The organism is Rhizobium sp. CRRU65 (assembly GCF_048551595.1).
Lineage (GTDB): Bacteria > Pseudomonadota > Alphaproteobacteria > Rhizobiales > Rhizobiaceae > Rhizobium > Rhizobium leguminosarum_J.
The window spans coordinates 185,919-210,178 of sequence record NZ_JBLYZH010000007.1 but is presented as its reverse complement, the minus strand read 5'-3'; the positions used below and the strand labels follow the sequence as shown (position 1 = coordinate 210,178).

Annotated in this window: 24 protein-coding genes and 1 pseudogene; 10 read left to right on the top strand and 15 right to left on the bottom strand. The window is 62.1% G+C overall.

Going from position 1 to position 24,260, the window contains the following annotated elements:
- Positions 1 to 108: 108 nt before the first annotated feature.
- Positions 109 to 1,191 (top strand): phenylalanine--tRNA ligase subunit alpha, encoded by a 1,083-nt coding sequence (gene pheS / locus ACM5SV_RS16940; protein ID WP_222015111.1) that lies wholly within the window; start codon positions 109 to 111, stop codon positions 1,189 to 1,191.
- Between the two features lie 16 nt (positions 1,192 to 1,207).
- Positions 1,208 to 3,631, top strand: a complete 2,424-nt coding sequence (gene pheT, locus ACM5SV_RS16935) for a phenylalanine--tRNA ligase subunit beta (protein WP_222015113.1) — start codon at positions 1,208 to 1,210, stop codon at positions 3,629 to 3,631.
- A gap of 53 nt (positions 3,632 to 3,684) precedes the next feature.
- On the opposite strand, the gene ACM5SV_RS16930 is transcribed toward pheT, so the two are convergent.
- Entirely contained in the window at positions 3,685 to 4,044 is a 360-nt protein-coding gene (locus ACM5SV_RS16930) for a nuclear transport factor 2 family protein (RefSeq protein ID WP_003544625.1), read from the bottom strand.
- A gap of 107 nt (positions 4,045 to 4,151) precedes the next feature.
- Positions 4,152 to 5,147, bottom strand: a complete 996-nt coding sequence (locus ACM5SV_RS16925; RefSeq protein WP_222015116.1) for an aldo/keto reductase — start codon at positions 5,145 to 5,147, stop codon at positions 4,152 to 4,154.
- 202 nt (positions 5,148 to 5,349) lie between these two features.
- Between ACM5SV_RS16925 and ACM5SV_RS16920 the strand changes: the two genes are divergently transcribed.
- Positions 5,350 to 6,258: a LysR family transcriptional regulator gene (locus ACM5SV_RS16920; protein ID WP_222015117.1), complete on the top strand. Its 909-nt coding sequence runs from the start codon at positions 5,350 to 5,352 to the stop codon at positions 6,256 to 6,258.
- Positions 6,259 to 6,294: 36 nt separating this feature from the next.
- Here the strand turns inward: ACM5SV_RS16920 and ACM5SV_RS16915 are convergent, their stop codons facing one another.
- Complete coding sequence (locus ACM5SV_RS16915; RefSeq protein WP_222015119.1) at positions 6,295 to 6,792, bottom strand: ferritin-like domain-containing protein; 498 nt, start codon at positions 6,790 to 6,792, stop codon at positions 6,295 to 6,297.
- Positions 6,793 to 6,905: 113 nt separating this feature from the next.
- Here ACM5SV_RS16915 and ACM5SV_RS16910 point away from each other — a divergent pair, with 113 nt between their 5' ends.
- Positions 6,906 to 7,592 carry a hypothetical protein gene (locus ACM5SV_RS16910; protein WP_222015121.1) on the top strand — a complete coding sequence of 229 codons (687 nt, stop codon included), beginning with the start codon at positions 6,906 to 6,908 and terminating at the stop codon, positions 7,590 to 7,592.
- A 48-nt stretch (positions 7,593 to 7,640) separates the two neighbouring features.
- Here ACM5SV_RS16910 and ACM5SV_RS16905 read toward each other — a convergent pair whose 3' ends face one another.
- Together ACM5SV_RS16905 and ACM5SV_RS16900 are read right to left on the bottom strand one after the other, a co-directional pair.
- The gene (locus ACM5SV_RS16905) at positions 7,641 to 8,090 is read right to left on the bottom strand and encodes a GNAT family N-acetyltransferase (RefSeq protein ID WP_222015123.1); all 450 of its coding nucleotides are present in this window, start codon (positions 8,088 to 8,090) and stop codon (positions 7,641 to 7,643) included.
- Positions 8,091 to 8,104: 14 nt separating this feature from the next.
- The gene (locus ACM5SV_RS16900) at positions 8,105 to 9,052 is read right to left on the bottom strand and encodes an aldo/keto reductase (protein WP_222015125.1); all 948 of its coding nucleotides are present in this window, start codon (positions 9,050 to 9,052) and stop codon (positions 8,105 to 8,107) included.
- Positions 9,053 to 9,230: 178 nt separating this feature from the next.
- On the opposite strand from ACM5SV_RS16900, the gene ACM5SV_RS16895 reads away from it, so the two are divergent.
- Entirely contained in the window at positions 9,231 to 10,217 is a 987-nt protein-coding gene (locus tag ACM5SV_RS16895; RefSeq protein ID WP_012759792.1) for a Gfo/Idh/MocA family protein, read from the top strand.
- 103 nt (positions 10,218 to 10,320) lie between these two features.
- Here the strand turns inward: ACM5SV_RS16895 and ACM5SV_RS16890 are convergent, their stop codons facing one another.
- Together ACM5SV_RS16890 and ACM5SV_RS16885 are read right to left on the bottom strand one after the other, a co-directional pair.
- Positions 10,321 to 10,698, bottom strand: a complete 378-nt coding sequence (locus tag ACM5SV_RS16890) for a GtrA family protein (RefSeq protein ID WP_113546544.1) — start codon at positions 10,696 to 10,698, stop codon at positions 10,321 to 10,323.
- The gene (locus tag ACM5SV_RS16885; protein WP_012759794.1) at positions 10,695 to 11,702 is read right to left on the bottom strand and encodes a glycosyltransferase; all 1,008 of its coding nucleotides are present in this window, start codon (positions 11,700 to 11,702) and stop codon (positions 10,695 to 10,697) included. The genes ACM5SV_RS16890 and ACM5SV_RS16885 overlap by 4 nt, the downstream gene beginning before the upstream one ends.
- Positions 11,703 to 11,861: 159 nt before the next feature.
- On the opposite strand from ACM5SV_RS16885, the gene ACM5SV_RS16880 reads away from it, so the two are divergent.
- A complete protein-coding gene (locus tag ACM5SV_RS16880) occupies positions 11,862 to 13,730 on the top strand; it encodes a hypothetical protein (protein WP_222015126.1) in 1,869 nt (622 codons plus the stop codon).
- A 102-nt stretch (positions 13,731 to 13,832) separates the two neighbouring features.
- Here ACM5SV_RS16880 and ACM5SV_RS16875 read toward each other — a convergent pair whose 3' ends face one another.
- Complete coding sequence (locus ACM5SV_RS16875) at positions 13,833 to 14,078, bottom strand: hypothetical protein (RefSeq protein ID WP_012759796.1); 246 nt, start codon at positions 14,076 to 14,078, stop codon at positions 13,833 to 13,835.
- A 341-nt stretch (positions 14,079 to 14,419) separates the two neighbouring features.
- On the opposite strand from ACM5SV_RS16875, the gene xseA reads away from it, so the two are divergent.
- Complete coding sequence (xseA, locus tag ACM5SV_RS16870; protein WP_222015127.1) at positions 14,420 to 16,000, top strand: exodeoxyribonuclease VII large subunit; 1,581 nt, start codon at positions 14,420 to 14,422, stop codon at positions 15,998 to 16,000.
- A gap of 2 nt (positions 16,001 to 16,002) precedes the next feature.
- Positions 16,003 to 16,595: pseudogene (locus tag ACM5SV_RS16865) on the top strand (NAD(P)H-dependent oxidoreductase).
- A 548-nt stretch (positions 16,596 to 17,143) separates the two neighbouring features.
- Here the strand turns inward: ACM5SV_RS16865 and ACM5SV_RS16860 are convergent.
- The gene (locus ACM5SV_RS16860; protein ID WP_222015128.1) at positions 17,144 to 18,397 is read right to left on the bottom strand and encodes an aminopeptidase; all 1,254 of its coding nucleotides are present in this window, start codon (positions 18,395 to 18,397) and stop codon (positions 17,144 to 17,146) included.
- 126 nt (positions 18,398 to 18,523) lie between these two features.
- Positions 18,524 to 19,207, bottom strand: a complete 684-nt coding sequence (locus ACM5SV_RS16855; RefSeq protein ID WP_113546540.1) for a glutathione S-transferase family protein — start codon at positions 19,205 to 19,207, stop codon at positions 18,524 to 18,526.
- Positions 19,208 to 19,287: 80 nt separating this feature from the next.
- Between ACM5SV_RS16855 and ACM5SV_RS16850 the strand changes: the two genes are divergently transcribed.
- The gene (locus ACM5SV_RS16850; protein ID WP_012759801.1) at positions 19,288 to 19,731 is read left to right on the top strand and encodes a MarR family winged helix-turn-helix transcriptional regulator; all 444 of its coding nucleotides are present in this window, start codon (positions 19,288 to 19,290) and stop codon (positions 19,729 to 19,731) included.
- Between the two features lie 63 nt (positions 19,732 to 19,794).
- Here ACM5SV_RS16850 and ybaK read toward each other — a convergent pair whose 3' ends face one another.
- The 4 genes from ybaK to ACM5SV_RS16830 form a co-directional block, all read right to left on the bottom strand.
- The gene (ybaK, locus tag ACM5SV_RS16845; RefSeq protein ID WP_012759802.1) at positions 19,795 to 20,268 is read right to left on the bottom strand and encodes a Cys-tRNA(Pro) deacylase; all 474 of its coding nucleotides are present in this window, start codon (positions 20,266 to 20,268) and stop codon (positions 19,795 to 19,797) included.
- 32 nt (positions 20,269 to 20,300) lie between these two features.
- Entirely contained in the window at positions 20,301 to 20,651 is a 351-nt protein-coding gene (locus ACM5SV_RS16840) for an ArsC family reductase (RefSeq protein ID WP_222015129.1), read from the bottom strand.
- Positions 20,652 to 20,770: 119 nt separating this feature from the next.
- The gene (locus ACM5SV_RS16835) at positions 20,771 to 21,832 is read right to left on the bottom strand and encodes a succinylglutamate desuccinylase/aspartoacylase family protein (protein ID WP_222015130.1); all 1,062 of its coding nucleotides are present in this window, start codon (positions 21,830 to 21,832) and stop codon (positions 20,771 to 20,773) included.
- 101 nt (positions 21,833 to 21,933) lie between these two features.
- The gene (locus tag ACM5SV_RS16830) at positions 21,934 to 22,533 is read right to left on the bottom strand and encodes a 2'-5' RNA ligase family protein (RefSeq protein ID WP_222015131.1); all 600 of its coding nucleotides are present in this window, start codon (positions 22,531 to 22,533) and stop codon (positions 21,934 to 21,936) included.
- A gap of 282 nt (positions 22,534 to 22,815) precedes the next feature.
- On the opposite strand from ACM5SV_RS16830, the gene ACM5SV_RS16825 reads away from it, so the two are divergent.
- Entirely contained in the window at positions 22,816 to 23,379 is a 564-nt protein-coding gene (locus tag ACM5SV_RS16825) for a methylated-DNA--[protein]-cysteine S-methyltransferase (RefSeq protein WP_012759806.1), read from the top strand.
- Positions 23,380 to 23,491: 112 nt separating this feature from the next.
- Here ACM5SV_RS16825 and ACM5SV_RS16820 read toward each other — a convergent pair whose 3' ends face one another.
- On the bottom strand, positions 23,492 to 24,226 hold the full coding sequence (locus ACM5SV_RS16820; protein WP_012759807.1) for an SDR family oxidoreductase: 735 nt from the start codon (positions 24,224 to 24,226) through the stop codon (positions 23,492 to 23,494).
- Positions 24,227 to 24,260 lie beyond the last annotated feature (34 nt).

Sequence of the window (24,260 nt, the reverse complement as noted above, 5' to 3'; positions counted from 1 at the left end):
CGCGCTGGTTTGGGCTAGCGCGGGTTTTTCTTTCTTTATATTCCTGGCGCCGGCTGGCGCCGCCTGCCTCCCGATCGCCCGCCTGATACTGGACGGAAAGAAGTGACAATGTCAGATATCGACCAGCTCAACACATCGCTGCTCGCCGAAATCGCTGCCGCCGATGACGAGACGGGGCTCGAAGCCGTGCGCGTTTCCGCCCTCGGCAAGAAGGGCTCCGTCTCCGAATTGTTGAAGACGCTCGGCGCCATGACGCCGGAAGAGCGTCAAAGCAAGGGCGCGGCGATCAACGTTCTGAAGAACGCGGTGACCGAGGCGCTCACCACCCGCAAGACGACGCTGCGGCAAGCGGCGATTGATGCGCGGCTGAAGGCCGAGACGGTCGATGTCAGCCTGCCGGTGCGCTCTTCGCCGGCCGAGCGCGGCCGTATCCATCCGATCAGCCAGATCGTCGACGAAATCACCGCGATCTTCGCCGACATGGGCTTCTCGATCGCCGAAGGTCCCGACATCGAGACTGATTATTACAATTTCACCGCGTTGAATTTCCCCGAAGGCCATCCGGCCCGCGAGATGCACGACACCTTCTTCTTCAACCCGGATGAGAATGGCGAGCGCAAGGTCCTGCGCACCCACACCTCGCCGGTGCAGGTGCGCACCATGGAGGCGCAGACACCGCCGATCCGCATCATCATTCCCGGCAAGACCTACCGCCAGGACTCGGACGCCACCCATTCGCCGATGTTCCATCAGGTCGAAGGCCTGGTCGTCGACAAGAAGGCCAATGTCGCCAACCTCCGCTGGGTGCTGGAAGAATTCTGCAAGACCTTCTTCGAGGTCGACAGCGTGACGATGCGTTTTCGCCCGTCCTTCTTCCCCTTCACCGAGCCCTCTTTCGAGGTCGATATCCAGTGCGACCGCTCCGGCCCGATCGTCAAGTTCGGCGAGGGGACCGACTGGATGGAAATCCTCGGTTGCGGCATGGTCCACCCGAACGTGCTGCGTCACGGCGGGCTCGATCCGGACGAATATCAGGGCTTTGCCTGGGGCATGGGCCTCGATCGCATTGCCATGCTGAAATACGGCATGCCCGACCTGCGCGACTTCTTCAACGCCGACGTCCGCTGGATGACGCATTACGGCTTCCGCCCGCTCGACATGCCGACGCTGTTCGGCGGCCTCAGCGCTTGAACGGAGAATTGGGACGATGAAATTCACGCTCTCCTGGCTGAAAGAGCATTTGGAAACGGATGCCGGCCTCGATGAAATCTGCACGCGCCTCACCGAGATCGGACTGGAGGTCGAGGATGTCGACGACAAGGCGGCCTTCAAGCCCTTCGTCATCGCCAGGGTCGTCTCGGCCGAAAAACATCCGCAGGCCGATCGCCTGAAGGTGCTGATGGTCGATACCGGTTCCGGCGCGCCGGTCCAGGTCGTCTGCGGCGCCCCGAATGCGCGCGCCGGCCTTATCGGCGCCTTCGCAGCGCCCGGAACCTATGTTCCCGGCATCGACGTGACGCTCGCCGTCGGCAATATCCGCGGCGTCGAAAGCCATGGCATGATGTGCTCCGAAAAGGAGCTGCAGATCTCCGACAGTCACGACGGCATTATCGACCTGCCGGACGATGCGCCTGTCGGCCAGAGTTATGCCGCCTATGCTCATCTCGACGATCCCCTCATCGAGATCAATCTGACGCCCAACCGGCCGGACTGCACCTCGATCCACGGCATCGCCCGCGATCTCGCCGCCTCCGGCCTCGGCACGCTGAAGACGCGGCCTGCACCGTCCTTCGCCGTCGAAGGCGAGACGCCGGTGAAGCTGACGCTCGATCTCGACGATCCGAAGCTCTGCCCGGGCTTTGCGCTGCGCCTCGTGCGCGGCGTCAGGAACGGCCCGAGCCCCCGCTGGATGCAGCAGCGGCTGACCGCCATCGGCCTGCGCCCCATCAACGCGCTTGTCGATGTCACTAACTACATGACCTTCGATCAGGGGCGGCCGATCCACGTCTTCGATGCCGCCAAGATCAACGGCAACCTGACCGTCCGCCGTGCCGCCGAAGGCGAGACGGTGCTGGCGCTCGACCAGCGCGAGTACAAGCTGTCGCCGAACAACGTCGTCATCTCCGATGAAAACGGTATCGAATCGATCGGCGGCATCATGGGCGGCGAACATTCCGGCTGCGACGAGAATACCGTCGACGTGCTGATCGAATCCGCCCTGTGGGACCCGATGAACATCGCCAAATCGGGCCGCAGCCTCGGCATCATCACCGATGCACGCTACCGCTTCGAACGCGGCGTTGATCCGGACTATATGGCCCCCGGTCTCGAACGCACGACGGAACTGGTGCTGGAGCTTTGCGGTGGCAAGGCCGCCAGGGCCGAGATCGTCGGCTACCAGGGTTACGAACCGAAGATCGTCGATTTCCCCTATTCGGAGGTCAAGCGCCTGACAGGCCTCGACGTCTCGAATGAGGAAAGCAACACGATTCTGACGCGCCTCGGCTTCACCGTCTCCGGTTCCGGCGAGCGCGTCTCCGTCGCCGTCCCCTCCTGGCGTCCCGATGTCGACGGCAAGGCCGATCTCGTCGAGGAGGTCATGCGCATTCACGGCGTCGACAATATCAAGCCGGCGCCGCTTGAAAGCCATGCGGCCGTCAACGGCAAGATCCTGACGACGCTGCAGATCCGCACCCGCCTCGCCAAGCGGGGGCTCGCCGCGCGCGGCATGCTCGAAGCCGTCACCTGGTCGTTCATTCCTGAAGACCAGGCAAAGCTCTTCGGCGGCGGTTCGCCGACCCTCAAGCTTGCCAATCCGATCGCCGCCGAAATGTCGGATATGCGCCCCTCACTGCTGCCGGGCCTGCTGTCAGCCGCCCAGCGCAATGCCGACAAGGGTTACGGCGACGTCGCCCTCTTCGAGGTCTCCGGCACTTATGAGAACGACAGGCCGGAGGGTCAGCGCCGCGTTGCCGGCGGCATCCGCCGCGGCACAGCCTCACTTGCCGGCGCTGGTCGCGCCTGGTCGAACACCGCCAAGGGCGGCGGCAAGCCGGTCGACGTCTTCGACGCCAAGGCCGACGCGCTCGCCGTCATCGAAGCCTGCGGCCTGCCGATGGGCAATATCCAGATCGAGCAGGGGGGGCCGGCATGGTATCATCCCGGCCGCTCCGGCACGATCAAGATGGGGCCGAAGGTCGTGCTCGGCTATTTCGGCGAATTCCATCCGCTGACACTGGAAGCGCTCGATGTCTCCGGCGCGCTCTGCGGTTTCGAGGTCTATGTCGACGCCATGCCGGAGGCCAAGCGCAAGGCGACGCGCACCAAGCCGGCACTCGAACTGTCGCCGTTCCAGGTGGTGCGGCGCGACTTCGCCTTCGTCGTCGATAAGACGGTCGAAGCCGGCGCCATCGTCAAGGCCGCCACGGGCGCGGACCGCAAGCTGGTGACCGGCGTCAATGTCTTCGACATTTTCGAGGGCGCATCGCTTGGCGACGGCAAAAAGTCGGTGGCGATCGAGGTTCAGATCCAGCCGGTCGAGCGCACGCTGACGGATGAGGATTTCGAAGCGCTGACGCAGAAGATCGTCGCCAGTGTTGCGAAATTCACCGGCGGTGTCCTCAGAAGCTGAGTTTACCCAACGTCGCCAGATAATGGACCGGTCGCGAATAGCGGCCGGTCTTTTCAGCGATGCAGATGGAAGAGTTTGCTGACGATCGTCCAGCGACCGTCGATCTTCAGCAGCGAGAGATAATCGGTAAAGCGCATGCCGGCAAAGTCGTCGGTGACCTTGACGCTCGCCGCATCGCCCTCGACGTCGACGCTCTGGATGTCCATGTAGGGCTGCGTGCCGGGCGGCGCCGGCTCCTCTTGCAGGATCGCGGCAATGAATTCGTCCCGCGTCAGCCATTCGACGGCATTTTCGTAATGGCCGATGATCGAGCTTTTCGGATGAAAGGCTTTTTTCAAGGCTGCCTCATTGGCGAAGGCCATGCCTTCGACATAGAGATGAACCGTCTGTTCGACTGCCTGCCTGTCCGACATTTTGTCATCCCGTTCTCAGAGATGGCGTTAGATAGTTTCGCCGGGCCCGAAGGCAAGCCCGGCCGGTTGTGGCCGACCGGGCTTTCGCTCTTTGTTTCGGTAGGGGTTCAGATGTTCGTCATGGCAAGCGAGGCGTCCGAATAGCGTTTGCCGGCCACCTGTCCGGCGGGGATCGCGTCGCTGAGCTGCTCGAGTTCCGCCGGGCTCAGCACGATATCGGCAGCGGCCGCATTCTGTTCGAGGTGGTGAAGCTTGCGGGCGCCGGGGATCGGCACGATGTCGTCGCCCTGGCTCAACACCCAGGCCAGCGCCAGCTGCGCCGCCGTCACGCCCTTCTCGGCGGCAAGCCGCTCGAGCGTCGCGACGAGGGCGGCATTGGCATCGAAGTTTTCCGCCTGGAAACGCGGCACCTGCCGGCGGAAATCGTCCGCGTCGAGATCTTCCACTTTGCGGATCGCTCCGGTCAGGAAGCCGCGGCCGAGCGGGCTGTAGGGCACGAAGCCGATGCCGAGTTCGCGGCAGGTGGCAAGCACCTCCTCTTCCGGGTCGCGCGTCCACAGCGAATATTCACTCTGCAGGGCAGCGATCGGATGAACCGCATGGGCGCGGCGAATGGTGGCGCTGCCGGCTTCCGAAAGCCCGAGCGCCCGGGCTTTGCCTTCCTTCACCAGTTCCGCCATGACGCCAACGGTCTCCTCGATCGGCACGTTGGGATCGACCCGATGCTGGTAGAAGAGGTCGATGGTCTCGATGCCGAGGCGTTTCAGCGAAGCCTCGGCGACCGCGCGTACATTCTCGGGGCGGCTGTCGACGCCGGCGATGGTGGCAGTACCCGGCTTGCTGGCATCGATCTTGAAGCCGAATTTGGTAGCGATCACCACGCGGTCGCGGAACGGCTTCAGCGCTTTGCCGAGCAGAACCTCGTTGGTGAAGGGACCATAGACTTCGGCGGTGTCGAAGAAAGTGACGCCGAGATCGATGGCGCGATGCAGTGTCTTGATCGATTCCGCATCGTCGCTGGCGCCATAGGCAAAGCTCATGCCCATGCAGCCAAGGCCGACGGCAGAGACGGTCAGATCGTTTCCGAGTTTCCGGGTTTTCATGATGTGCTCCTCTGAGCTGATTTTGAGCCGCCAGAGCATCATCATGCTCTAACTATTTAATTCAGAACAGGATTCAGATTTTAGGCCGCCCGGCCTGAAATCATCCTGTTCTGGATGGTTGCGGTACCGGCAGACCATATCGCTGCGCTATCAATCAGAAAATACATGCAGTTTCTAACAGGTTGTTCTATTATTTCGATCAATGAACAGAACCCAGCTTTCACAACTCGCCGTTCTCGCCGCCGTCTCGGAGCATCGCAGCTTCCGGGCGGCGGCGAAGGAACTCCTCGTCGCGCCTTCGGCCATCAGCCATGCGATATCGAGCCTCGAGGAAAGTCTGGGGGTGCGGCTCCTGGCGCGGACCACCCGCAGCGTTGCGCCGACGGAAGAGGGCCGCCTGCTGCTTGAAAGACTTCGTCCAGCACTCGAGGAGATCGATATCGCCTTGGAGGCGGTCCGCGATACGCGCGCTAAGCCGGCCGGAAACCTGCGCATCACCGCGCCGCGCTTCGCCTCCGATCTGCTGCTCGCTCCGCGGCTTGGCGACTTTCTCAACCTCTACCCCGATATCACCCTGGAGATCGCCAATGAGGACGGCTTCACCGATATCGTCAAGGAGGGTTTCGATGCCGGTATTCGGCTGGAAGAGAGCCTGGAGGCCGATATGATCGCGGTCAGGATCTCGCCTAATCTGACGACGGTGATCGCCGCTTCGTCCGAATATTTCGAGCATAATCCAAAGCCCGAGCATCCGCGCGATCTCGTCCATCACCGCTGTATCAAGCGGCGGTTTACCAACGGCTCGATCTATCGCTGGGAATTCGAAAAGGACGGGCAGGAACTTGTCGTTTCGGTCGACGGGCCGCTGATCGTCAGCGAGGACCGACTCGCCCTGCTTGCGGCGCTGAACGGCGCCGGCCTTGCCTATCTCTTCGACATGCGGGTCTATGACGAACTGGCGAGCGGCAAACTTGTGCGGGTGCTGGAAGATTGGTGCGCGCCCTATGCCGGGCCATTTCTCTATTACCCCACCCGGCGGCAGATGCGGCCGGCGCTGCGCGCCTTCATCGATTTCTTCAGATACAGTGAACAGGATACGGGCGGCCGGTAAGGAATGGGGACCGGACCGCCCGTTCTCGTCATTCCATCAGGCAGCCTTTGCCTTCTGGTTTGCCGCCGTGGTGGCGAGCTGGGAGAGGGTCTTGTCGGTGGCCGTTTCCTGCTGCAGCGTCTGGTCGAGCAGGCCGACGGCTTCCTTGAAGCCGAGCGTTGCGGCCCAGGTCTTCAGCGTGCCGTAACGGGCGATTTCATAATGCTCGACGGCCTGGGCAGCCGAAATCAAGCCGGCATCGAGAGCCGCCGTGCCCTTGAATTCCTCCATGATTTCCTCGCCCTCGGCGATAATGCCCTGGATCGCCTCGCAGGTCTTGCCCTGGGCGCGTTTGCCGATCAGCTCGAAAACCTGCTGCAGGCGCTCGACCTGGCCTTCGGTTTCCTCGCGGTGTTTTTCGAAGCCCTTCTTCAATTCGGGGGATTGGGCGGCGCGCGCCATCTTCGGCAGGGCGCGCAATATCTGCCGTTCGGCGAAGTAGATGTCCTTCAGAGTGTCGTAGAAGAGATCTTCCAACGTCTTTTCCTTGGCCATTTTCTCGATCCTTGTTCTGGGGAAAACCGCGAATGCGGCGACACATTAAGAAGCGAAGATCGCGCTAATTGTTCCCAATCGATTTCGGGTGGACTGGAAATCAGTGCCGGGCGATGATTCCTGCCGTCGATGCGGAGGAGAATGACGTCATGCGAAAGCCGAATTCGATGAAGGGTCTGGAGGATCTCGGCCGTGTGCGGCTGTCGCAAAACTTCTTTCTCCGCGATTTCCTGCATTCCGAAATCGCCGATTTCTACCGTATCCCCAATATCCCCGTGGATCCCGATCTGGCGGTCGAGGCGGGCAGGAGGCTCTGCGAGGAATTGCTGGAGCCGCTAGAGGCAACGTTCGGGCGCCTGCATATCCGTTCCGGCTATCGTTCGCCTGCGGTCAACAGGTTCGGCAACGAGAACAATCTGAACTGTTCGACCAATGCGTCCACCGCGGCGCATCACATCTGGGATATGAGGGATTTTGACGGCTGCATGGGCGCCGCCGTCTGCATTGCCGTGCCATGGATGATCGACCATTACCGCGACGAAAGCGACTGGCAGCGGCTCGCCTGGTGGATTCACGACCACCTGCCTTATGCCTCGCTCTGCTTCTTCCCGAAGCTCTGGGCCTTCAATATCCAGTGGCACGAACGGCCGAAACGGGTGATCCAGAGTTATATCAGCCCGCGCGGCATCCTGACCAAACCGGGCATGGCCAATTGGGAAGGCGATCATTCCGAATGGTATGCGGGTTTTCCATCTCTTACAGCGCCGCGCCTCTTTTCAGACGAGCAAAGGACGCTGTAACACTTTGAATTGCTGCATAATTCCTTAAATCGGTTCCGATTTGGGGAATTATGCAGTGAAGCTGATGCGATAGCGGATATGGCCATCGCTCTCGACATAGCTGTCATAGAGCGCTCGCGCGGTTCTGTTCTGCTCGTTCGTATGCCAGTAAAGCCGCGACCATCCCTTGGCTTTGCAGATCGAAACGAGATCGTCCATCAGCGCCCGCCCGACGCCTTTGCCGCGCGCATCGGCATCGACGAACAGGTCTTCGAGATAGCAGTCCCTGCCGCGGATCCATGTGCCCTCATGGGTGAGATAGAGCGCAAAGCCCATCACCCTGCCATCGATTTCGGCGACACGCATCGCGATTGCCGACGCCGGATCGAAGACCCGGCGCCATGTCTGATCGGTGATATCGGCATCGACCGTGACGTCGTAAAAGACGAGATAGGCCGCCCAGAGCTCGCGCCAGCGGGCTTCGTCCTCGGGGCGGGCATCACGTATCGTCACGGTCATGGCGTCGCTTTCTTTCAGGCACCGGCTTCGTCGAGCAGCGCCATCGCGTCATCGGAAAGCGCAAGTGTCGCCGATTTCGCCAGGCTTTCAAGCTGCGAAAGGCTGGTCGCGCTGGCGATCGGCGCCGTCACGCCCTTCTTGCGCAGCAGCCAGGCGAGCGAAATTTCCGCCGGCTTGGCACCGGTCTCGGCAGAAACACTGTCGAGCGCGGCCAGGATGCGCAGGCCTTTGTCGTCGAGATATTTCGAAACCCGGCCCTCGCGTGCGCGGCCTTGCATATCGGATTTGCTGCGGTATTTGCCGGTGAGGAAGCCGGCGGCGAGACTGAAATAGGTGATGACGCCGATGTCCTCTTTGACGCAGAGATCGGCAAGCGGCCCCTCGAAGCTCGAACGCTCATAGAGATTATATTCCGGCTGCAACACATCGTACCGCGGCAATCCGGCCTTTTCAGCAGCGTCGAAGGAAGCCTGGAGGAGTTTCGCATCATAGTTCGAGCAGCCGATGGCGCGGATCTTGCCCTGCTGCCTCAGCTTGGCAAAGGCGCCGAGCGTTTCCTCGTGTGGCGTATCTTCATCCGGCCAGTGCGAGAGATAGACGTCGATATAGTCGGTCTGCAGCCGGCGCAGCGAATCCTCGACCGCCTTCAGGATATAGGTCTCCTTCAGCGTCTTTCCCTGTCCCACGTCGGAGCCGACCTTGGTGACGATGACGGCCTTGTCGCGAGAAACCTTGGCTTGGCTTAGCCAGCGCCCGATGATCTCCTCGGAATCGCCGCCCTTGTTGCCGGGAACCCATGAGGAATAGACATCGGCCGTATCGATCGTGTTCAGGCCCGCGTCGAAGTAGGCATCGAGAATGGCGAAGGATGTTTTTTCGTCGGCCGTCCAGCCGAAGACATTGCCGCCGATGACGATCGGCGCGACCGATAGACCTGTTTTTCCAAGCCGGCGCATTTCCATGACGCTCTCCAGAAGTGTGAAGCAATTGAAATCGCGGATACGGCAGAACGCCGCCCTGACCAACTTAGTGCGATCCGCGCATCCGGGAAGGCAAACTTCCGTGATTTCAGATTGCGCCATTGCGCCGCAGCTGGGGCCTGAATATGGTTCGCGGAAATCAGTTCGGGAGACTTGGATCATGCTGCGTTTCGGTATCATTTCAACGGCGAAGATCGGCCGCGACAATGTCGTTCCGGCGATCCAGGATGCGGAGAATTGTGTCGTCACGGCGATTGCCAGCCGTGATCTCAAGCGCGCAAGGGAGATGGCCGACCGCTTCTCGGTGCCGCATGCCTTCGGCTCCTACGAGGAGATGCTGGCCTCCGACCTCATCGACGCCGTCTACATCCCGCTGCCGACCTCGCAGCATATCGAATGGTCGATCAAGGCGGCAGATGCCGGCAAGCATGTGCTCTGCGAAAAGCCGTTGGCGCTGAAGGCAGACGATATCGACGACGTGATCGCCGCCCGCGACCGCAACCGGGTGGTGGTCAGCGAAGCCTATATGATCACCTATTCGCCGGTCTGGCAGAAGGTGCGCTCGTTGATCGACGAGGGCGCCATCGGTTCGCTCCGGCATGTGCAGGGCGCCTTCACCTATTTCAACCGCGACCCCGCCAACATGCGCAACGTTCCCGAGCTCGGCGGCGGCGGCCTTCCCGATATCGGCGTCTATCCCGTCATGGGCACGCGTTTTTCCACCGGCAAGGAGCCGCTCTGGATCCAGGCAATCACCGAGCGCGATGCGGATTTCGGCACGGATATCTATTCGAGCGTCAAGGCCGATTTCGGCGATTTCGAGTTGAGCTTCTATATCTCGACGCAGATGGCCAACCGCCAGGTCATGGTCTTCCACGGCACCGAAGGCTACATCGAAGTCAAGTCGCCGTTCAACGCCAATCGCTGGGGGCCGGAAGAGATCGAGCTTGCCGACCGCAGCCACAGTGAATCGCGCATCTTCCGCTTTCAGGACAGCCGCCAGTACAAGCGGCAGGTCGAGGCCTTCGCCCGGGCGGTGACGAACGGCAAGGAAGAGATCGTCACGCTCGAAAATTCGAAGCTGAACCAGAAGGTGATCGACGCGATCTACCGGGCCAGCGAGAAGGACGGCTGGGAGGCAGTCTAGCGCATAACCCCGAAAATCGGAATCGATTTTCGGAAAGGATTATGCGCCCCTTCAGAGGGTTAGAGCGTCCTTGGCGCGTCCTATTGGAGGCGCGGCGCTCTAGTCACTCGGCGCGGAAGACGAAGCGCGAATAGCCGAAGAAGCTGAAGATCATCGAGGCGATGCTGGCGATCACCATAGCCGCCAGCGGCTGAAGCGCCGGCAGCGACAGCAGAAGCGCGGAATAGAGCCCGTAATTGACGAGCGCTGCCGTCACCCCGACGGAGCCGTAGCGGAAGCCTTCGGCGGCAAGCGAACGGCCGGAACGATCGAAGGTGAAGCTCCGATTGAAAGCCCAGGTCGCGGCCATCGCGAAGGCGATCGCCACGAGCCGCGCCAGAAACGGCCCGAGCGGCGTCAGATGAAGCAGCGCCGACAGGATGCCGGCATCGACGAGGAAGCCGATGCCGCCGGCAATCGTGAAGCGGATGAGCTTTCTCATGCGGCATCCGCCTTGCCGGGACGCGCACGCGATACCGGCCCTGCGTCGCTGAGCGGTGCCTTCAACGCGCTCGGCCTTTCGAGGCCCATATAATGGATACGAAGCTGTTCGGCGCGGGCACGCGCAACGGAATCCAGAATGACGCCGGCGGTGAATAGCATGAAGGAGATCATCAGCAGCGCCGTCGACAGCACCCAGGTCGGCATGCGGCTGACGAGACCCGTTTCGAAATATTCCGCCAGCACCGGCGCCATGAAGCCGAGGCTCGCCAGCATGAAGGTGGCGCTGATCGCGCTGAAAAAGGCGAAGGGCCGGGTTTCCTTCATCAGCATCGCGAACATCCAGAGGATCTTGGCGCCGTCGCGGAATGTCGAAAGCTTGGAATGCGAGCCTTCCGGCCGGCGGCCATAGTCGAGCTCCAGCTCGCTGACCGGCAGCTTCAGCCGGGAGGCATGCACCGACATCTCGGTTTCGATCTCGAAGCCGCCGGATACCGCCGGGAAACTCTTGACGAAGCGGCGCGAAAACGCGCGGTAGCCGGAGAAGATATCGGTGAAGTCGGGGCCGAAGATCATCCGGTAGAGCAGGTTGAAAAGCCGGTTGCCGAGCGCATGGCCCTGACGGCCGGCATCGGCGTGCACGCCGCGCCTGGTGCCGACCACCATGTCGGCGCGCTCGGTGAGCAGCGTGCGCACCAGTTCTTCGGCATCCTCAGGCGCATAGGTGCCGTCGCCGTCGGCGATGATGTAGATGTCGGCGTCGATATCGGCGAACATCCGGCGCACGACATGGCCCTTGCCCTGACGCCGCTCGCGCACGACATGCGCGCCGGCAAGCATTGCCTGCAGCGCGGTGCCGTCGGTGGAATTGTTGTCGTAGACGTGGATCGCAGCATCGGGCAGCGTCGCCCGGAAGCCCTGCACGACAGCGCTGATCGTCGCCGCTTCATTATAGCAGGGAAGCAGAACGGCAATATTCAGATTATCGGTGCGCGATCGGGCCATGACTCTACTCGTTACACTTAAAGCCGCGCTCAGCCTAAATCATGCGCCGTTAATAAGACCCTATGACGCAGGCAAAATCGGCGGCTCCCACAAACGGCTTTACACTTTCTTGATCGGCGGCGGCTAAAGTTCGGGTATCGAAACGAAGCGCTAACCACAATGAACGCTGTGCAGCCGATCCCCCATGCATCCTCCGCGATCGACGCTCCCAGGGGCGGGCTGCCCGCTCCCAGGGGCAGGGTACGCGACCTGCTGACGCGTCTCTGGCCAACCGTCATCGCCTATAGCGTCATCCTTGCTGCGGCCATCCTCATCACCAAGCTTTCCGGCGCCACCGATTACGTCGGCCCCGACAATGATGACGGAATGCGTCTCGTCGAGGTTCGCGATTTTCTGGCCGGGCAGGGCTGGTTCGATCTGATGCAATACCGTCTCGGCCTCGACGGCGGTACGCTGATGCATTGGTCGCGGCTGATCGATCTGCCGATCGCCTCGCTGATCTGGTTCTTCGGCCTGTTTGCGCCCCGCGAGACGGCCGAAGCGCTGGCGCTCGCTGTCTGGCCGGTATCGCTCATCCTGCCCGCCATGCTCGCCATGGCGGTTGCCGGCCGGCGCATCGGCGGGGTTGCCGCTATGCATATCAGTCTCGGCTTGACCGGTCTTGCAATCTACACCGGAAACCGTTTCGCGCCTGGCGCCATCGATCACCACAATGCGCAGCTGGGGCTGGTCGCGACGATGATCGCGATGCTTCTGGATCCAGAGCGTCGAGCCTGGAGCTATGCGGTTGCCGGCATCGCGGCAGCCGTTGCCATCGCCATCGGCGCCGAGACGACCCCCTTCGTCGCCGCCGTCTGCCTGACCATTGCCCTGCTCTGGGCATGGGAAGGCGAAGATTTCGCCGCCGCCGCCAAGGCCTTCGGGCTGGCGCTGGCCATTGCGATCAGCATCCTCTTCTTTGCAACGGTGCCGCCCCGGCTTTATTCGACGGTCACCTGCGACAATCTCTCGCTCGGCTATTACAGCCTGGCGGCGATCGGCGGCGGGTTGCTGTTGTTCTCGGCGGTTTTTGCCAGCCACCTGCGCCGGCCCTTGCGCTTTGCCGCACTCGCCGTCGTCGGCGCCGGCGTTCTCGGTTCGGCGATCGTGATCGCACCGCAATGCCTGAGCGATCCGCTGGCCGGTCTCGACCCGATGCTGGTCGAGCTCTGGCTCAGAAATGTCTCGGAAGCGCAGTCGATTTTCGCTCTCGGACGCACCGATCCCTTCTCGATCGGTGGCTTCTATGCGGCCGGCCTGTTCGGCATCGCCGTCTGCATCTTCCGTGTCTTTCAGCGTGACCGCATGCAAATCCACCTGGTCTTGCTCTTCCTGCTGATGACGAGCTGGGCAATCGCGCTGGTCCAGGTGCGCGGTTCGACGTTCTCGAACCTGATCTCCATCCTGCCGCTTGCCCTGTTGATTATCGATGTCCGCCGCATCTCCAACGGCGACGGCGAAAATGTCGCCGCCGCCTTCGTCTACATCGTCACCGTGCTCGCCAGTGCTCCGGCCGCCTGGGCGGTCGGCGGCGGGTTTATCTCGCTGCAGATGGAGAATGCTGCGCAGAAGAAGGCGGCAGAGCCGGCAAAGAAGATTTCCTGCGCATCGCAAGCGGCGCTGGCGCCGCTCGCCGGGCTACCGGCCGGACTGGTCTCCGCGCCGTCGGAAATGGGCGTGCCGATCCTCCGCTTCACCGCGAACCGGGTTCTCTCCGCGCCCTATCATCGCAATCAGGGCGGCATGCTGACGGAACTGCATATCGGTATGGCGGAGCCGCAGGAGGCGGAGGCCTTTTTGAAAGGGACCGGCGTAACGGTGCTTGCCTTCTGCCCCGGCGACCTACAGACCCGCGAGATCGCCAAACTGAAGCCGGATGGGCTCTATGCTGAGCTCGGCAAGGGCAATATCCCGCCCTATTTGGAACCGCTTCCGAAGGCAGCGGACGTGGGCGTGCAGTTCTTTCGCTATCGGCCGGCGACGAACTGACGCCCGGTAATCTTCAGGATGGGATAAAGCATGTCGCGACAACGACATGCGTAAAAACAAAGCAAGCGCGGGGAACCAATCTGAAAGATCGCAACGCGCTTATCAGTGCGAAACGCGCATGGCGCGGCGAAGGCGCTGACTGGCATAAAGCCCGAGTACGAAGAGCATGAGGCCGCCATTATAGCCGAGCACGGCATAGACGAATGCCAGAATGGACACCGGCCCCGGCGAGGTTATCGCCGCCAGCGCGAATGTGATTCCGATCAGCGCGGCGACCAGCGCGATCACGCCAGCCGAACGCGTCTGCCCGGCGCTGACGCCCAATGCTGCTGCTGTGAGAATAATCATTTCAGCACCTTCCCAGAGAGAACGAGGGGAAGCATAGGAAGCGCCAACTAACAAAGATTTACCGGCGATCTTCGCCGAAAAGCCTTTGTATTACGGTGGTTAGCAATCCCTTTCGGCTAAAACGCATATTCTAACTATCCGTTCCGCAACAAAACAGATTTACACGATTTTGTTGTTTGTCCACCTGGCCGCAACGAGTGCATGTGCAGGATGCGTTGAGACGAGCGCGCTTGATGCAATAACGACGAACCACACTCGCCAACGATTTCGACGGCCGGGAAAACAGGTTCCTGCGCCAAGGCCGAGCTTCCCGTTTATCGCTGATCGACATACAAAGAGGGATGAGCAACGTCTTCGACGGCGATTCGCCGACCAACCTTGCCGAATATTCGGTTTCGGAACTTTCCGGCTCGATCAAGCGCACCGTCGAAACCGCCTTCGACCAGGTTCGCGTGCGCGGCGAAATATCAGGCTATCGTGGGCCGCACTCCTCGGGCCATGCCTATTTCGCGCTGAAGGACGATCGCGCCCGCATCGACGCTGTCATCTGGAAGGGCACCTTCTCACGACTGAAGTTCCGTCCGGAAGAGGGCATGGAAGTCATCGCCACCGGCAAGGTCACCACCTTTCCGGGTTCCTCGAAATATCAGATCGTCATCGAGACGCTGGAGCCGGCCGGCGCCGGCGCGCTGATGGCGTTGATCGAGGAGCGCAAGCGCAAGCTCGGCGCCGAGGGCCTGTTCGATGCCGCGCGGAAGAAGCGGCTGCCCTTCATGCCCGGCGTAATCGGCGTCGTCACCTCGCCGACCGGCGCCGTCATCCGCGATATCCTTCACCGCATATCCGATCGTTTTCCCGTGCATGTCCTCGTCTGGCCGGTGAAGGTCCAGGGCGAGGGCTCCGGCGAGGAGGTGGCGAACGCCATCCGCGGCTTCAACGCGATGGAACCTTCAGGCGCCATCCCGCGCCCGGATGTGCTGATCGTCGCACGCGGCGGCGGCAGCCTGGAAGATCTCTGGAGCTTCAACGACGAAATCGTCGTGCGTGCTGCGGCCGAAAGCCGGATACCGCTGATCTCGGCCGTCGGCCATGAGACCGACTGGACGCTGATCGACTACGCCGCCGATGTCCGTGCTCCAACGCCGACGGGGGCAGCGGAAATGGCAGTGCCGGTCAAGGCGGAGCTCGAGGCGCAGGCCGCCGCTCTTGCCGCGCGCCTGCAGGGCTGCATGAACAGGCAGATGGATCAGCGCCGCCAGTCGGTGCGTGCTCTGATGCGGGCATTGCCGTCGCTCGATCAGCTTCTCGCCTTGCCGCGCCGCCGTTTCGACGAGGCGGCAACCGGTCTCGGCCGCGGGCTGGAGCTCAACACTATCAACAAGCGCCGCGGCTTCGAGCGTGTCGCCGCGCATCTACGCCCCGATCTGCTCGCCGGCCGCATCGCCGAGCGCCGCCAGACGCTGAACGAGCGCATGGCCCGGGCCGAGCGCATGGTTGAGCGGCTGATCGACCGTTCGAAATCGCGCGTCGACCGCGCCGAAGCCATCCTCGCCTCACTGCCGGCCCGGCTGAAGACCCAGACCGACCGCGGTCGCGAACGCCTCGGCAATCTTTCGCGCCATGCCGATACGGCGGTCCGCCACCAGCTGACCCGCGCGCGCGCCGAACTTTCTTCGCAGGACCGCGTGCTGCAATCGCTCTCCTACAAGAATGTGCTGAAGCGCGGCTATGCCGTCATTCGCGATGAGGATAACAGGCCGGTCTCGCAGGCTGCTCAGCTCTCCGCCGGCATGGGCATCGCCATCGAATTCGCCGACGGCCGTGTCGGCGCCATGACCACGGAAGGCGGCGCACCGCCGGCCGGGGCCAAGAAGCGCAGCGCAAGACCCGCAGACCCACCGAAGCAGGGAAGCCTGTTCTGACGATGCGGATCCTGCTGGTGCTTGCCCATCCGCTGGAGGATAGTTTCGCCGCTGCCGTGGCGAGGACCGCGCGCGAAGCACTGGAAGCCTCCGGCCATGTTGTCGATCTGCTCGATCTCTATGCTGAGAATTTCGATCCGCGTCTTTCGAAGGCTGAGCGCGGCGGCTATTTCGACCAGCCCTACGACACCTCAGCCGTAGCCGACATCGTTGCCCGCCTGAATGCTGCCGATGGCCTCATTCTCGTCTTTCCGCAATGGTGGTTCAATTTCCCCGCCATCCTCAAGGGCTTCTTCGACCGTGTCTTCGCCCCGGCGTTGCCTTCAGCCATGATGCTGCCGGCGGCCGGATCGTGCCGCAGCTGACCAATATCAGGCTGCTCTATGCGCTGACGACGACAGGCTCGCCCTGGTGGCTGGTGCGTGTCTATATGGGCGATCCGGTGCGCCGGCTCCTGAAGCGCGGCATCGCCGCCTTCTGCTCGAAGGGATTGAGTTTCCGCATGCTCAACCTGCACGATATGGACCGGGTCACCGATGCAAAACGCAGGGCGCATCTCGATCGCGTGCGCAAGCTGCTATCGGCAATCCGCTAAAGCAATTCCAGCAAAAGTGCGCAGCGGGTTTGCGTTTCGAAATTGCGTGAAAAAACAGATAGGATGAGAGCTAGTCGCGATGCCGTGGGGCCGGCACGCCCTCTCTCCAGCCCTATCCTGAGGTGCCCGCAGGGGCCTCGAGGACGGAGCTGGCCCTGGCCGTCTCATCCAACAATGCCGGCGCTGCGGTGGGCGCGGGACCACCCGCCCCCGTCCTTCGAGGCTCCGGCCTCTGGTCTGCGCACCTCAGGATGAGGGCTGGTCGTGGTGCCGTGAGGCTGGTGGACTGATCAAGGCTCCAGGCATCCCAGGCTGATGAGCTTTCCGCTGTCCTTTAGCACGCCCTCTCTCCGGCCTCATCCTGAGGTGCCCCGCAAGGGCCTCGAAGGACGGGGCTGGCCGCCGCGCCTCCAGCAACGCGGATGTTGCCGAGCGCCTCGCCACCCGCCCTCGTCCTTCGAGGCTACGGCCTTTGGCCTTCGCACCTGTGGATGAGGGCTAGTTGTGGTGCGCCAGCGTGTGGCTCAGTCAGCGCACGATGATGCCGCTCAGGCCCATTCGCCCTGCCGCATCACCGGAACCCGTGAACCATCCGGCTTGAGGCCGTCGATATCGACCTTGTCGGAGCCGATCATCCAGTCGATATGGATCAGGCTGGAATTGCCGCCCTGCGCCTTGATCTGCTCCTGGCTCAGTGTCGCACCATCGAGGAAGCACTTGGAATAGCACTGGCCGAGCGCGATGTGGCACGAGGCGTTTTCGTCGAACAGCGTGTTGTAGAACAGGATGCCGCTGGCCGAGATCGGCGAGGAATGCGGCACCAGCGCCACTTCACCGAGCCGGCGCGCGCCCTCGTCGGTATCGAGCACCTTGTTCAAGACCTCTTCGCCGCGCGAGGCCTTGGCTTCGACGATACGTCCGCCCTCGAAACGTACCTGGATATTGTCGATCAGCGTGCCCTGGTGCGAGAGCGGCTTGGTGCTCGACACATGGCCTTCGACGCGCAGCGCATGCGGCGTGGTGAAGACTTCCTCGGTCGGGATGTTCGGATTGCAGGTGATGCCGTTCTTGGCGGTGGAAGCGCCGCCATGCCATTCATGCCCGTCGGCAAGGCCGATCGTCAGGTCGGTGCCCGGTCCCTGGAAATGCAGCGAGGCGAAACGCTCGCCGTTCAGCCAGGCGGAGCGCTTGCCAAGATTGGCATTGTGTTCGGTCCAGGCGGCGACGGGATCGCTGACATCGACGCGCGAGGCGGCAAAGATCGCCTTGGCGAGCTTGGCAATCGCAATCGGTTCCGGATCGTCGGGGAAGACCACCTTGGCCCAGGATGGGTTCGGGTAGGAGACGATGTTCCAGTTGATGTCGAAATTCGAGATCTTCTCCAGCGCCGGCTTGTAGGCGGTGGAGTTGGCGCGATTGGCGCGGCCGACCTTGCCGGCATCCTGCTCGGACAGCAGCATCGGATTGTCGCCGGCGACCGCAAGACGGGCCGCCCCGTTGGCATAGGCCTTGGCCATGCCCTCGTAGAGCCAGCCGGAGGCGCGGTCGAAGCTCTCGTCGCTGCCATATTGATAGCGCGCCAGCGTCGTTTCCTCGTCGGAATAGAAGGCGGAGACCAGTCCGGCGCCGGCCAGATAGGCATGCTTGGTGATCAGGCGAACCAGCGGCAGCGCCACGACAGGCGCGGTGATCACCAGATCCTGACCTTTTTGCAGCTGCAGCCCGACCTTGACGGCGACTTCCGCAAGTTTTTCCAGCTTGACGGGATCAATTGTGTTCTGGCTCTGGGGCATGAAAGTCATGGTTCAACCTGCCTTCTGTCATCGACGGTGCGAGGCTGGAAGACTTAGACCCGTTTGCGGCGAAAATGAAGCGTATCGCCGCCGAATTGCAAGCGGCCGGATATATGTCCGGCCGCCGGCCGTGCTTCAGGCGGCGGCAGGTTGCCTGAGCAGGATCGAGTTATGCTTGTCGAGGAATTCCATCAGCCGCTGCGGGTAGTCTTCGCCAACGGCGGCCTTGACGCTTGCCCGCTCGGAGAGAGCCTTGCGCCAGCGCTTCACCCGCTCAAGCCCTTCGAAGATGCCGCTGTCGCCGAGCGTCTCGAAGAGATCGAAATACCGAAAGACCGGCGCGAAGACGGCGTCGACGAGGCTGAAGTCGTTGCCGGCGAAATACGGCCCGTCCGTCAACACCTTCTCGACAGTTGCGAATTTGGCGATGAGCGCCTTGCGCTTGGCCTCCAACTGCGCGGCATCCTCGGCGGTCTCGTAACCCCAGAGATCGGAAAGCACGGAGGAACCGAATTCCATCCAGCCGCGATGGCGGGCACGCGTCAGCGCGTCTTTCGGATGCAGCGCGATGCCCGGCTGCGTTTCCTCCAGATATTCGCAGATGACGCTGCTTTCGAACAGCACCGCCTCGCTGCCGTCCTCCTCCTCGATCCGCAGCAGTGGCACTTTGCCCAGCGGCGAGATCTGCAGGAACCAGTCGGGCTTGTCGGCAAGATCGATGTTGATGCGCTCGAAGGGCACGCCCTTTTCGAGCAGAGCGATCGCGGCGCGCTGCACATAGGGGCAGAGATGATGGCTGACGAGGGTAAGTTTGCTCATGGGGGCCTCCTTGGCAATGATAGATGTAAATGCATCTAATAACGCTTGCGGCGGAATTCAAGATAGATGTAACTGCATTTATGTCTGAAAAGCCGTCGAATCCAAGCGAAGCGGTTACCTCTGCCTGGACGAGCATCATGCGCGCCCGCGAGCGGTTGCTTGGCGCCATCGAAGCCGACCTGAAAACGGCCGGCATGCCGCCGCTTGCCTGGTATGACGTGCTGTGGGAATTAGCGCGCTCGCAAGACGGCAAACTGCGCCCCTACGAGATCGAAGAGCGGACATTGCTGGCCCAGTATAATCTCTCTCGCCTGCTCGACCGGCTGGAAAGAGAGGGCTTGGTCCGGCGCGAGGTCTTCGCCGAGGATGGACGCGGCCGCTGGGTGGTGATGTCAGATGCCGGCCGAAAGCTTCGCGAGCGCATGTGGATCGTCTATGCCAAATCGATCGAGACCCATATCGGCTGCAAGCTTGCCGAAAACGAGGCGAAGGCGATCGCCGGCCTGCTCGACCGCTTCCTCTAGATTCAATAGTGAGAGCATGATGTCGTCCGAAACCCGCTCACACTTTTCGGCATCATGCTCCGATCAGGCAATCAGCGGCGCGGCGACAGCCTTCAGTGCCTTCAACGCATGCTTCGGATCGAGCCGCACCTGCAGCCCGCGCTGCCCGCCATTGATATAGACCAGCGGTTCGCCAAGTGCGGCTTCCTCGATCGCCGTCGGCACGGTCTTTTTCTGGCCGAACGGGCTGATGCCGCCGACATGATAACCCGTCAGTCGCTCGGCATCGGCAGGCCTCATCATATTGGCCGATTTGCCGTGAAAGGCGCTGGCAAGCTTCTTCATGCTGACCTCGCGGTCCGACGGCACGACGACGCAGACCGGATTGCCGTCCACCTCCGCCATCAGCGTCTTCAGCACCCGATGCGGCGCCTCGCCGAGCGCTTCGGCCGCCTGCAGCCCGACGCGCTCGGCATTGGGGTCGTAGTCATAGGCATGAACGGTGAAGGCGACGCCTGCCTGCGAAAGAAGCTGTGTCGCGCGCGTAGTCTTGGACATCTCTTTCCCTCGTGAGTTCAGCGGGCCGCCTGTCAGCCTCCGAACGTACCGGCGTAAATCTCCGGCTTGAAGCCGACCAGCAGCTTGCCCTTCACTTCCAGCACCGGCCGCTTGATCATCGACGGCTGGTCGAGCATCAGGGCGATTGCCTTCTCCCGGGTGAGGTTCTCGCGCTCGGCGTCGGGCAATTTGCGGAAGGTAGTGCCGGCGCGGTTGAGCACAGTATCGAGGCCGGCCTGGTCGATCCAGGCTTCGAGATGGGCGCGGTCGATAGCGAGCGCCTTGTAATCGTGAAACTCATAGGCGACGCTATGTTCTTCCAGCCAGCTGCGCGCCTTTTTCATCGTGTCGCAATTCTTGATGCCATAGATGGTGACGGCCATGCCCGATCGATCTCCCTGTGATAGCAGCGAGATAACATGCACGAAGGCCGGCGCAAACGCCGTCCGACGTTTTATCCCCGAGCGCGTCGACAATCGCAGCCGGACAAAACCGGCCCCGTTCAATTCTCCAGCGTGCCGGCCTTGCGGGAAGCCTTGCTGGGTTCGTCACAGGCGATCTTCATCAGGTCGCCGCGCCGCCGCACCAGCCTGTCGGAGGTTCGGGTCAGGATCAGCCCGTCCTGCGGCGCGGTGAGCTCGATGCTGCCGCCCGGCTGCCCCGGCCTAGTGACGATAGTCACTAGGCGGTCGCCTTCGGCAACCCTCTCGCCGATGTCGCGATGGAAGAGCACGGCTCCGCCTTCTGGCGTGCGGATGATCTCGACATTGTCGAGCGGCACGGCCGGACCGGAAAATGGCATTGCCGCGGGCTTTTCGTCGCCAACGGTCCCCCGTGCCGCGAGGAAGTGCCAGAGCCCATCCGCATCCTTTTTCGCCAGCACCGGATCGACGTCGCGTTTGCCGCGCAGCTCGACGGTGACGGAGAGTTTGCCGGGCAGACGGGGCCGGCGTTCGCCGGGAACCTCATATTTCCATGCAAAGCCGACGGCCTCCTCGAAGGCCGAGCTTTCGCCATCCGAAAGCAGCACGGCCTCCATGCCGAGTGAAGCGGCAAGATCGGCGGCCTCCGGCCAGAAGGCCTCGTCGATATAGGCATATTGCAGGGATTCGTCGTCGCAATGCAGGTCGAGCACGAGATCGGCGCCAAGCGCCATATGCAGCAGCTGCCTCTTCAATCTGTCGGTAGCCGGGTAATCATCGAGATCTTCGGTCAGCGTGGCGCGATCGACAATCGAGATCAGCGGAAAATCCCGGTTGAAATTGGTGCGTGAGCCCAGGTCGAAACGGCCCTGCAGCTCGCCGAAATGCGATTGCGCCGCACCGATCGGATTGGCCTGCGGCACGATGGTGATGTCGCCGGCGATCCCACCTTGGCTTTCCGCCTGCCGCAGCCTTTCGCAGAGGAAATGCAGCAGCACCGTTCCCGGCAGCTCGCCGGCATGCAGTGCCGCCTGGATATAGGCCCTCGGCGCCTTCGGATCGTGGCCTTTAAAGCGCAGCACCGGCAACCGCCACTCCGTTCCCGGCGTATCTCCAGGGATGATGATCTCTGAAACGTCCATGCTGTCTTCGTTCCCGTTTACAACCAGCGCGCGGTTAGGCATTCCGAGCTATATGAGCGGAAATGGGGCAAGCGCAAGCGTGGTCCGAAGACATCATTGCCTCAGCCGAGCAGCGGCCAGCGATCGATGATCCGATGTTCGGTTTTTCCGAGAACACTGTGGATGAGCAGGAATTCGGACGCGGTCCATGAAACGGGTGTGTCGAGGGTCGTCGGCGGCACGGCTTTGCGGTCATAGAGAAGTGTCATGTGCGGCTTGTAGTCGCGGCCGACATTGTGCCGCAAGCCGGCATTGTACATGCCGACGCCCAGTTGGACGTGCAGCCGTGTCAGTGGTTTCCGTCCGCCTTCGCCGCAAAGCACAAGCGAACGCGCCTGCGGGAATCGCATGATCCGGTCGAAGCTTATTGCGATCGGGGCACTCTCGACTGTGGCGCCGGCCTGTCGTGCCGCGAAGACCACATCCTCCGGCAGCCTCGGATAGTCGCCGACCCAGATGATCGACACATGCAATGTCGTCAGGCGCGGCATCCCGGAAAGGGAGAAGGCTCGACGATAGTCATCGGCGATTGCGGCCGCCTGCTGCTCGACGGCATCAGGAGGGCAGAGCGCAAAGAAAAGTCGGTGTCCGCTGACGTAGCTTTCGTTCCGCCGTCCGCGATCATTTTTGTCGTCTCCGAAGTCGAAGGGCATCTGGTTCATGGAGTTTCAGGTCGTCATGACCCGCCTCGTCGTTTTCAAAACGCGACGAAGATACTCTGCAAGGAAACAACATCAAGAACAAAAAGAGAACATAATTTCCCGACATGCTCGGGGCCACACTTATCCGAAACGTCGCTCAGGACCGGGTGAAGTGGCTAGTCGGTCGACAATGCAGGGGCGCATCGCAATATTTCCTGGAAGCCTGGCGCGCGCAAGAAACGGGTTGAAACAGCGGCCGTCCCATACGATTTTGAAGGTCATCGAAAACGCGGAGGCTGTGTCATGGCTGAGACAACGCACCACTATCTCATCTTCGAAACCGCGGGCGGTTTCTGCGGTATTGCCTGGAGCGACGCCGGCATCATCCGTTTCCAACTGCCGACCAAGTCAGCGGAAGCGACGGAACGGTTGCTGTTGCGCCGCCTGCCGGATGCCGAAGCCGGCGCGCCGACGCCTGGCGTGCTCGAGACGGTCGCCGCCGTGAAACGCTACTTCCAGGGCGAGGAGACGGATTTTTCCGGCGTCGAACTCGATCTTGCCGGCCAGGATGCCTTCTTCCGGGATATTTATGCGGCGGCAAGGCGTGTCGGCTGGGGCCGCACCACCACTTACGGCGCGCTGGCCAAGGAGCTCGGCGTCGGGCCGGAAGCCGCCCGCGACGTCGGCCAGGCGATGGCGAAGAACCCTGTCGCCCTGATCATCCCCTGCCACCGGGTGCTTGCGGCCGGCGGCAAGATCGGGGGCTTCTCCGCGCCCGGCGGTTCGTCATCGAAGGCCCGCATGCTGGAGCTCGAAGGCGTCAACCTTGCACCGCCGCCGCCCGCCCAGCAGTCGCTGGGTTTTTAGGCGGCGGAGGCTCTTTCGTTTTCCGCAATTCCCGGCAAAATCGCTTCGCGCTTTGCCTGGCAAAACCGCTCTACACTTTTGCTGGAATTACTTTGGCAGCAATCTCAGCGGATCAATAGGGGCTGGCTGTCGGTCGGATGATGATCTCGCTGACATCGACATCATCAGGCTGGCTGACGGCGTAGAGGATCGAATTGGCGACGGCCTCGGGGCTGATGGTGATCGCCCTGAAAGCCTTCATGGCATCACGCGCCGTCGGATCGGTGATGGTGTCGGCGAGTTCCGATGTCGTCGTGCCCGGAGAGATGACGGTGACGCGGATACGATCGGACTCCTGCCGCAGTCCGTCCGAGATCGCCCGTACCGCGAATTTCGTCGCGCAATAGACAACCGCCGTCGGAGAGACGCTGTGGCCGCCGATCGAAGACAGGTTGATGATCTGCCCTGATCCCTGCGCCTTCATGATCGGAAGCGCCGCCGCAACGCCATAGAGAACACCCTTGATATTGACGTCGACCATCCGGTCCCATTCGTCGACCTTGAGGGCGTCGAGTAGCGACAGCGGCATGACGCCGGCATTGTTGACGATAACGTCCAGCCGTCCGAATTCGGAGCGGGCGAAGCCTGCAAAGGCTTCCACCTGGGAACGGTCGGTGACGTCAAGCTGTCGCCGGCGCACCGACCCGCCCTTTGCGGCGATTTCGCCGGCGAGTTCCTCCAGGCGCTCGGTGCGGCGGGCGCCGATGACGATATGGGCGCCTGCGGCAGCCAGCACCTTTGCCGCGGCCTCTCCGATGCCGCTGCTGGCGCCGGTGATGGCAATGACTTTCCCTTTGATATCAGACATTTCAAGCTCCATTTTTGCAGGTGAGATTTTCGTT

What these genes read in the sequence shown, in the direction of transcription:
- pheS (WP_222015111.1), top strand. Translation starts at nt 109, where the DNA reads ATGTCAGATATCGACCAGCTCAACACATCGCTGCTCGCCGAAATCGCT.
- pheT (WP_222015113.1), top strand. Translation starts at nt 1,208, where the DNA reads ATGAAATTCACGCTCTCCTGGCTGAAAGAGCATTTGGAAACGGATGCC.
- ACM5SV_RS16930 (WP_003544625.1), bottom strand. Translation starts at nt 4,044, where the DNA reads ATGTCGGACAGGCAGGCAGTCGAACAGACGGTTCATCTCTATGTCGAA.
- ACM5SV_RS16925 (WP_222015116.1), bottom strand. Translation starts at nt 5,147, where the DNA reads ATGAAAACCCGGAAACTCGGAAACGATCTGACCGTCTCTGCCGTCGGC.
- ACM5SV_RS16920 (WP_222015117.1), top strand. Translation starts at nt 5,350, where the DNA reads ATGAACAGAACCCAGCTTTCACAACTCGCCGTTCTCGCCGCCGTCTCG.
- ACM5SV_RS16915 (WP_222015119.1), bottom strand. Translation starts at nt 6,792, where the DNA reads ATGGCCAAGGAAAAGACGTTGGAAGATCTCTTCTACGACACTCTGAAG.
- ACM5SV_RS16910 (WP_222015121.1), top strand. Translation starts at nt 6,906, where the DNA reads ATGATTCCTGCCGTCGATGCGGAGGAGAATGACGTCATGCGAAAGCCG.
- ACM5SV_RS16905 (WP_222015123.1), bottom strand. Translation starts at nt 8,090, where the DNA reads ATGACCGTGACGATACGTGATGCCCGCCCCGAGGACGAAGCCCGCTGG.
- ACM5SV_RS16900 (WP_222015125.1), bottom strand. Translation starts at nt 9,052, where the DNA reads ATGGAAATGCGCCGGCTTGGAAAAACAGGTCTATCGGTCGCGCCGATC.
- ACM5SV_RS16895 (WP_012759792.1), top strand. Translation starts at nt 9,231, where the DNA reads ATGCTGCGTTTCGGTATCATTTCAACGGCGAAGATCGGCCGCGACAAT.
- ACM5SV_RS16890 (WP_113546544.1), bottom strand. Translation starts at nt 10,698, where the DNA reads ATGAGAAAGCTCATCCGCTTCACGATTGCCGGCGGCATCGGCTTCCTC.
- ACM5SV_RS16885 (WP_012759794.1), bottom strand. Translation starts at nt 11,702, where the DNA reads ATGGCCCGATCGCGCACCGATAATCTGAATATTGCCGTTCTGCTTCCC.
- ACM5SV_RS16880 (WP_222015126.1), top strand. Translation starts at nt 11,862, where the DNA reads ATGAACGCTGTGCAGCCGATCCCCCATGCATCCTCCGCGATCGACGCT.
- ACM5SV_RS16875 (WP_012759796.1), bottom strand. Translation starts at nt 14,078, where the DNA reads ATGATTATTCTCACAGCAGCAGCATTGGGCGTCAGCGCCGGGCAGACG.
- xseA (WP_222015127.1), top strand. Translation starts at nt 14,420, where the DNA reads ATGAGCAACGTCTTCGACGGCGATTCGCCGACCAACCTTGCCGAATAT.
- ACM5SV_RS16860 (WP_222015128.1), bottom strand. Translation starts at nt 18,397, where the DNA reads ATGACTTTCATGCCCCAGAGCCAGAACACAATTGATCCCGTCAAGCTG.
- ACM5SV_RS16855 (WP_113546540.1), bottom strand. Translation starts at nt 19,207, where the DNA reads ATGAGCAAACTTACCCTCGTCAGCCATCATCTCTGCCCCTATGTGCAG.
- ACM5SV_RS16850 (WP_012759801.1), top strand. Translation starts at nt 19,288, where the DNA reads ATGTCTGAAAAGCCGTCGAATCCAAGCGAAGCGGTTACCTCTGCCTGG.
- ybaK (WP_012759802.1), bottom strand. Translation starts at nt 20,268, where the DNA reads ATGTCCAAGACTACGCGCGCGACACAGCTTCTTTCGCAGGCAGGCGTC.
- ACM5SV_RS16840 (WP_222015129.1), bottom strand. Translation starts at nt 20,651, where the DNA reads ATGGCCGTCACCATCTATGGCATCAAGAATTGCGACACGATGAAAAAG.
- ACM5SV_RS16835 (WP_222015130.1), bottom strand. Translation starts at nt 21,832, where the DNA reads ATGGACGTTTCAGAGATCATCATCCCTGGAGATACGCCGGGAACGGAG.
- ACM5SV_RS16830 (WP_222015131.1), bottom strand. Translation starts at nt 22,533, where the DNA reads ATGAACCAGATGCCCTTCGACTTCGGAGACGACAAAAATGATCGCGGA.
- ACM5SV_RS16825 (WP_012759806.1), top strand. Translation starts at nt 22,816, where the DNA reads ATGGCTGAGACAACGCACCACTATCTCATCTTCGAAACCGCGGGCGGT.
- ACM5SV_RS16820 (WP_012759807.1), bottom strand. Translation starts at nt 24,226, where the DNA reads ATGTCTGATATCAAAGGGAAAGTCATTGCCATCACCGGCGCCAGCAGC.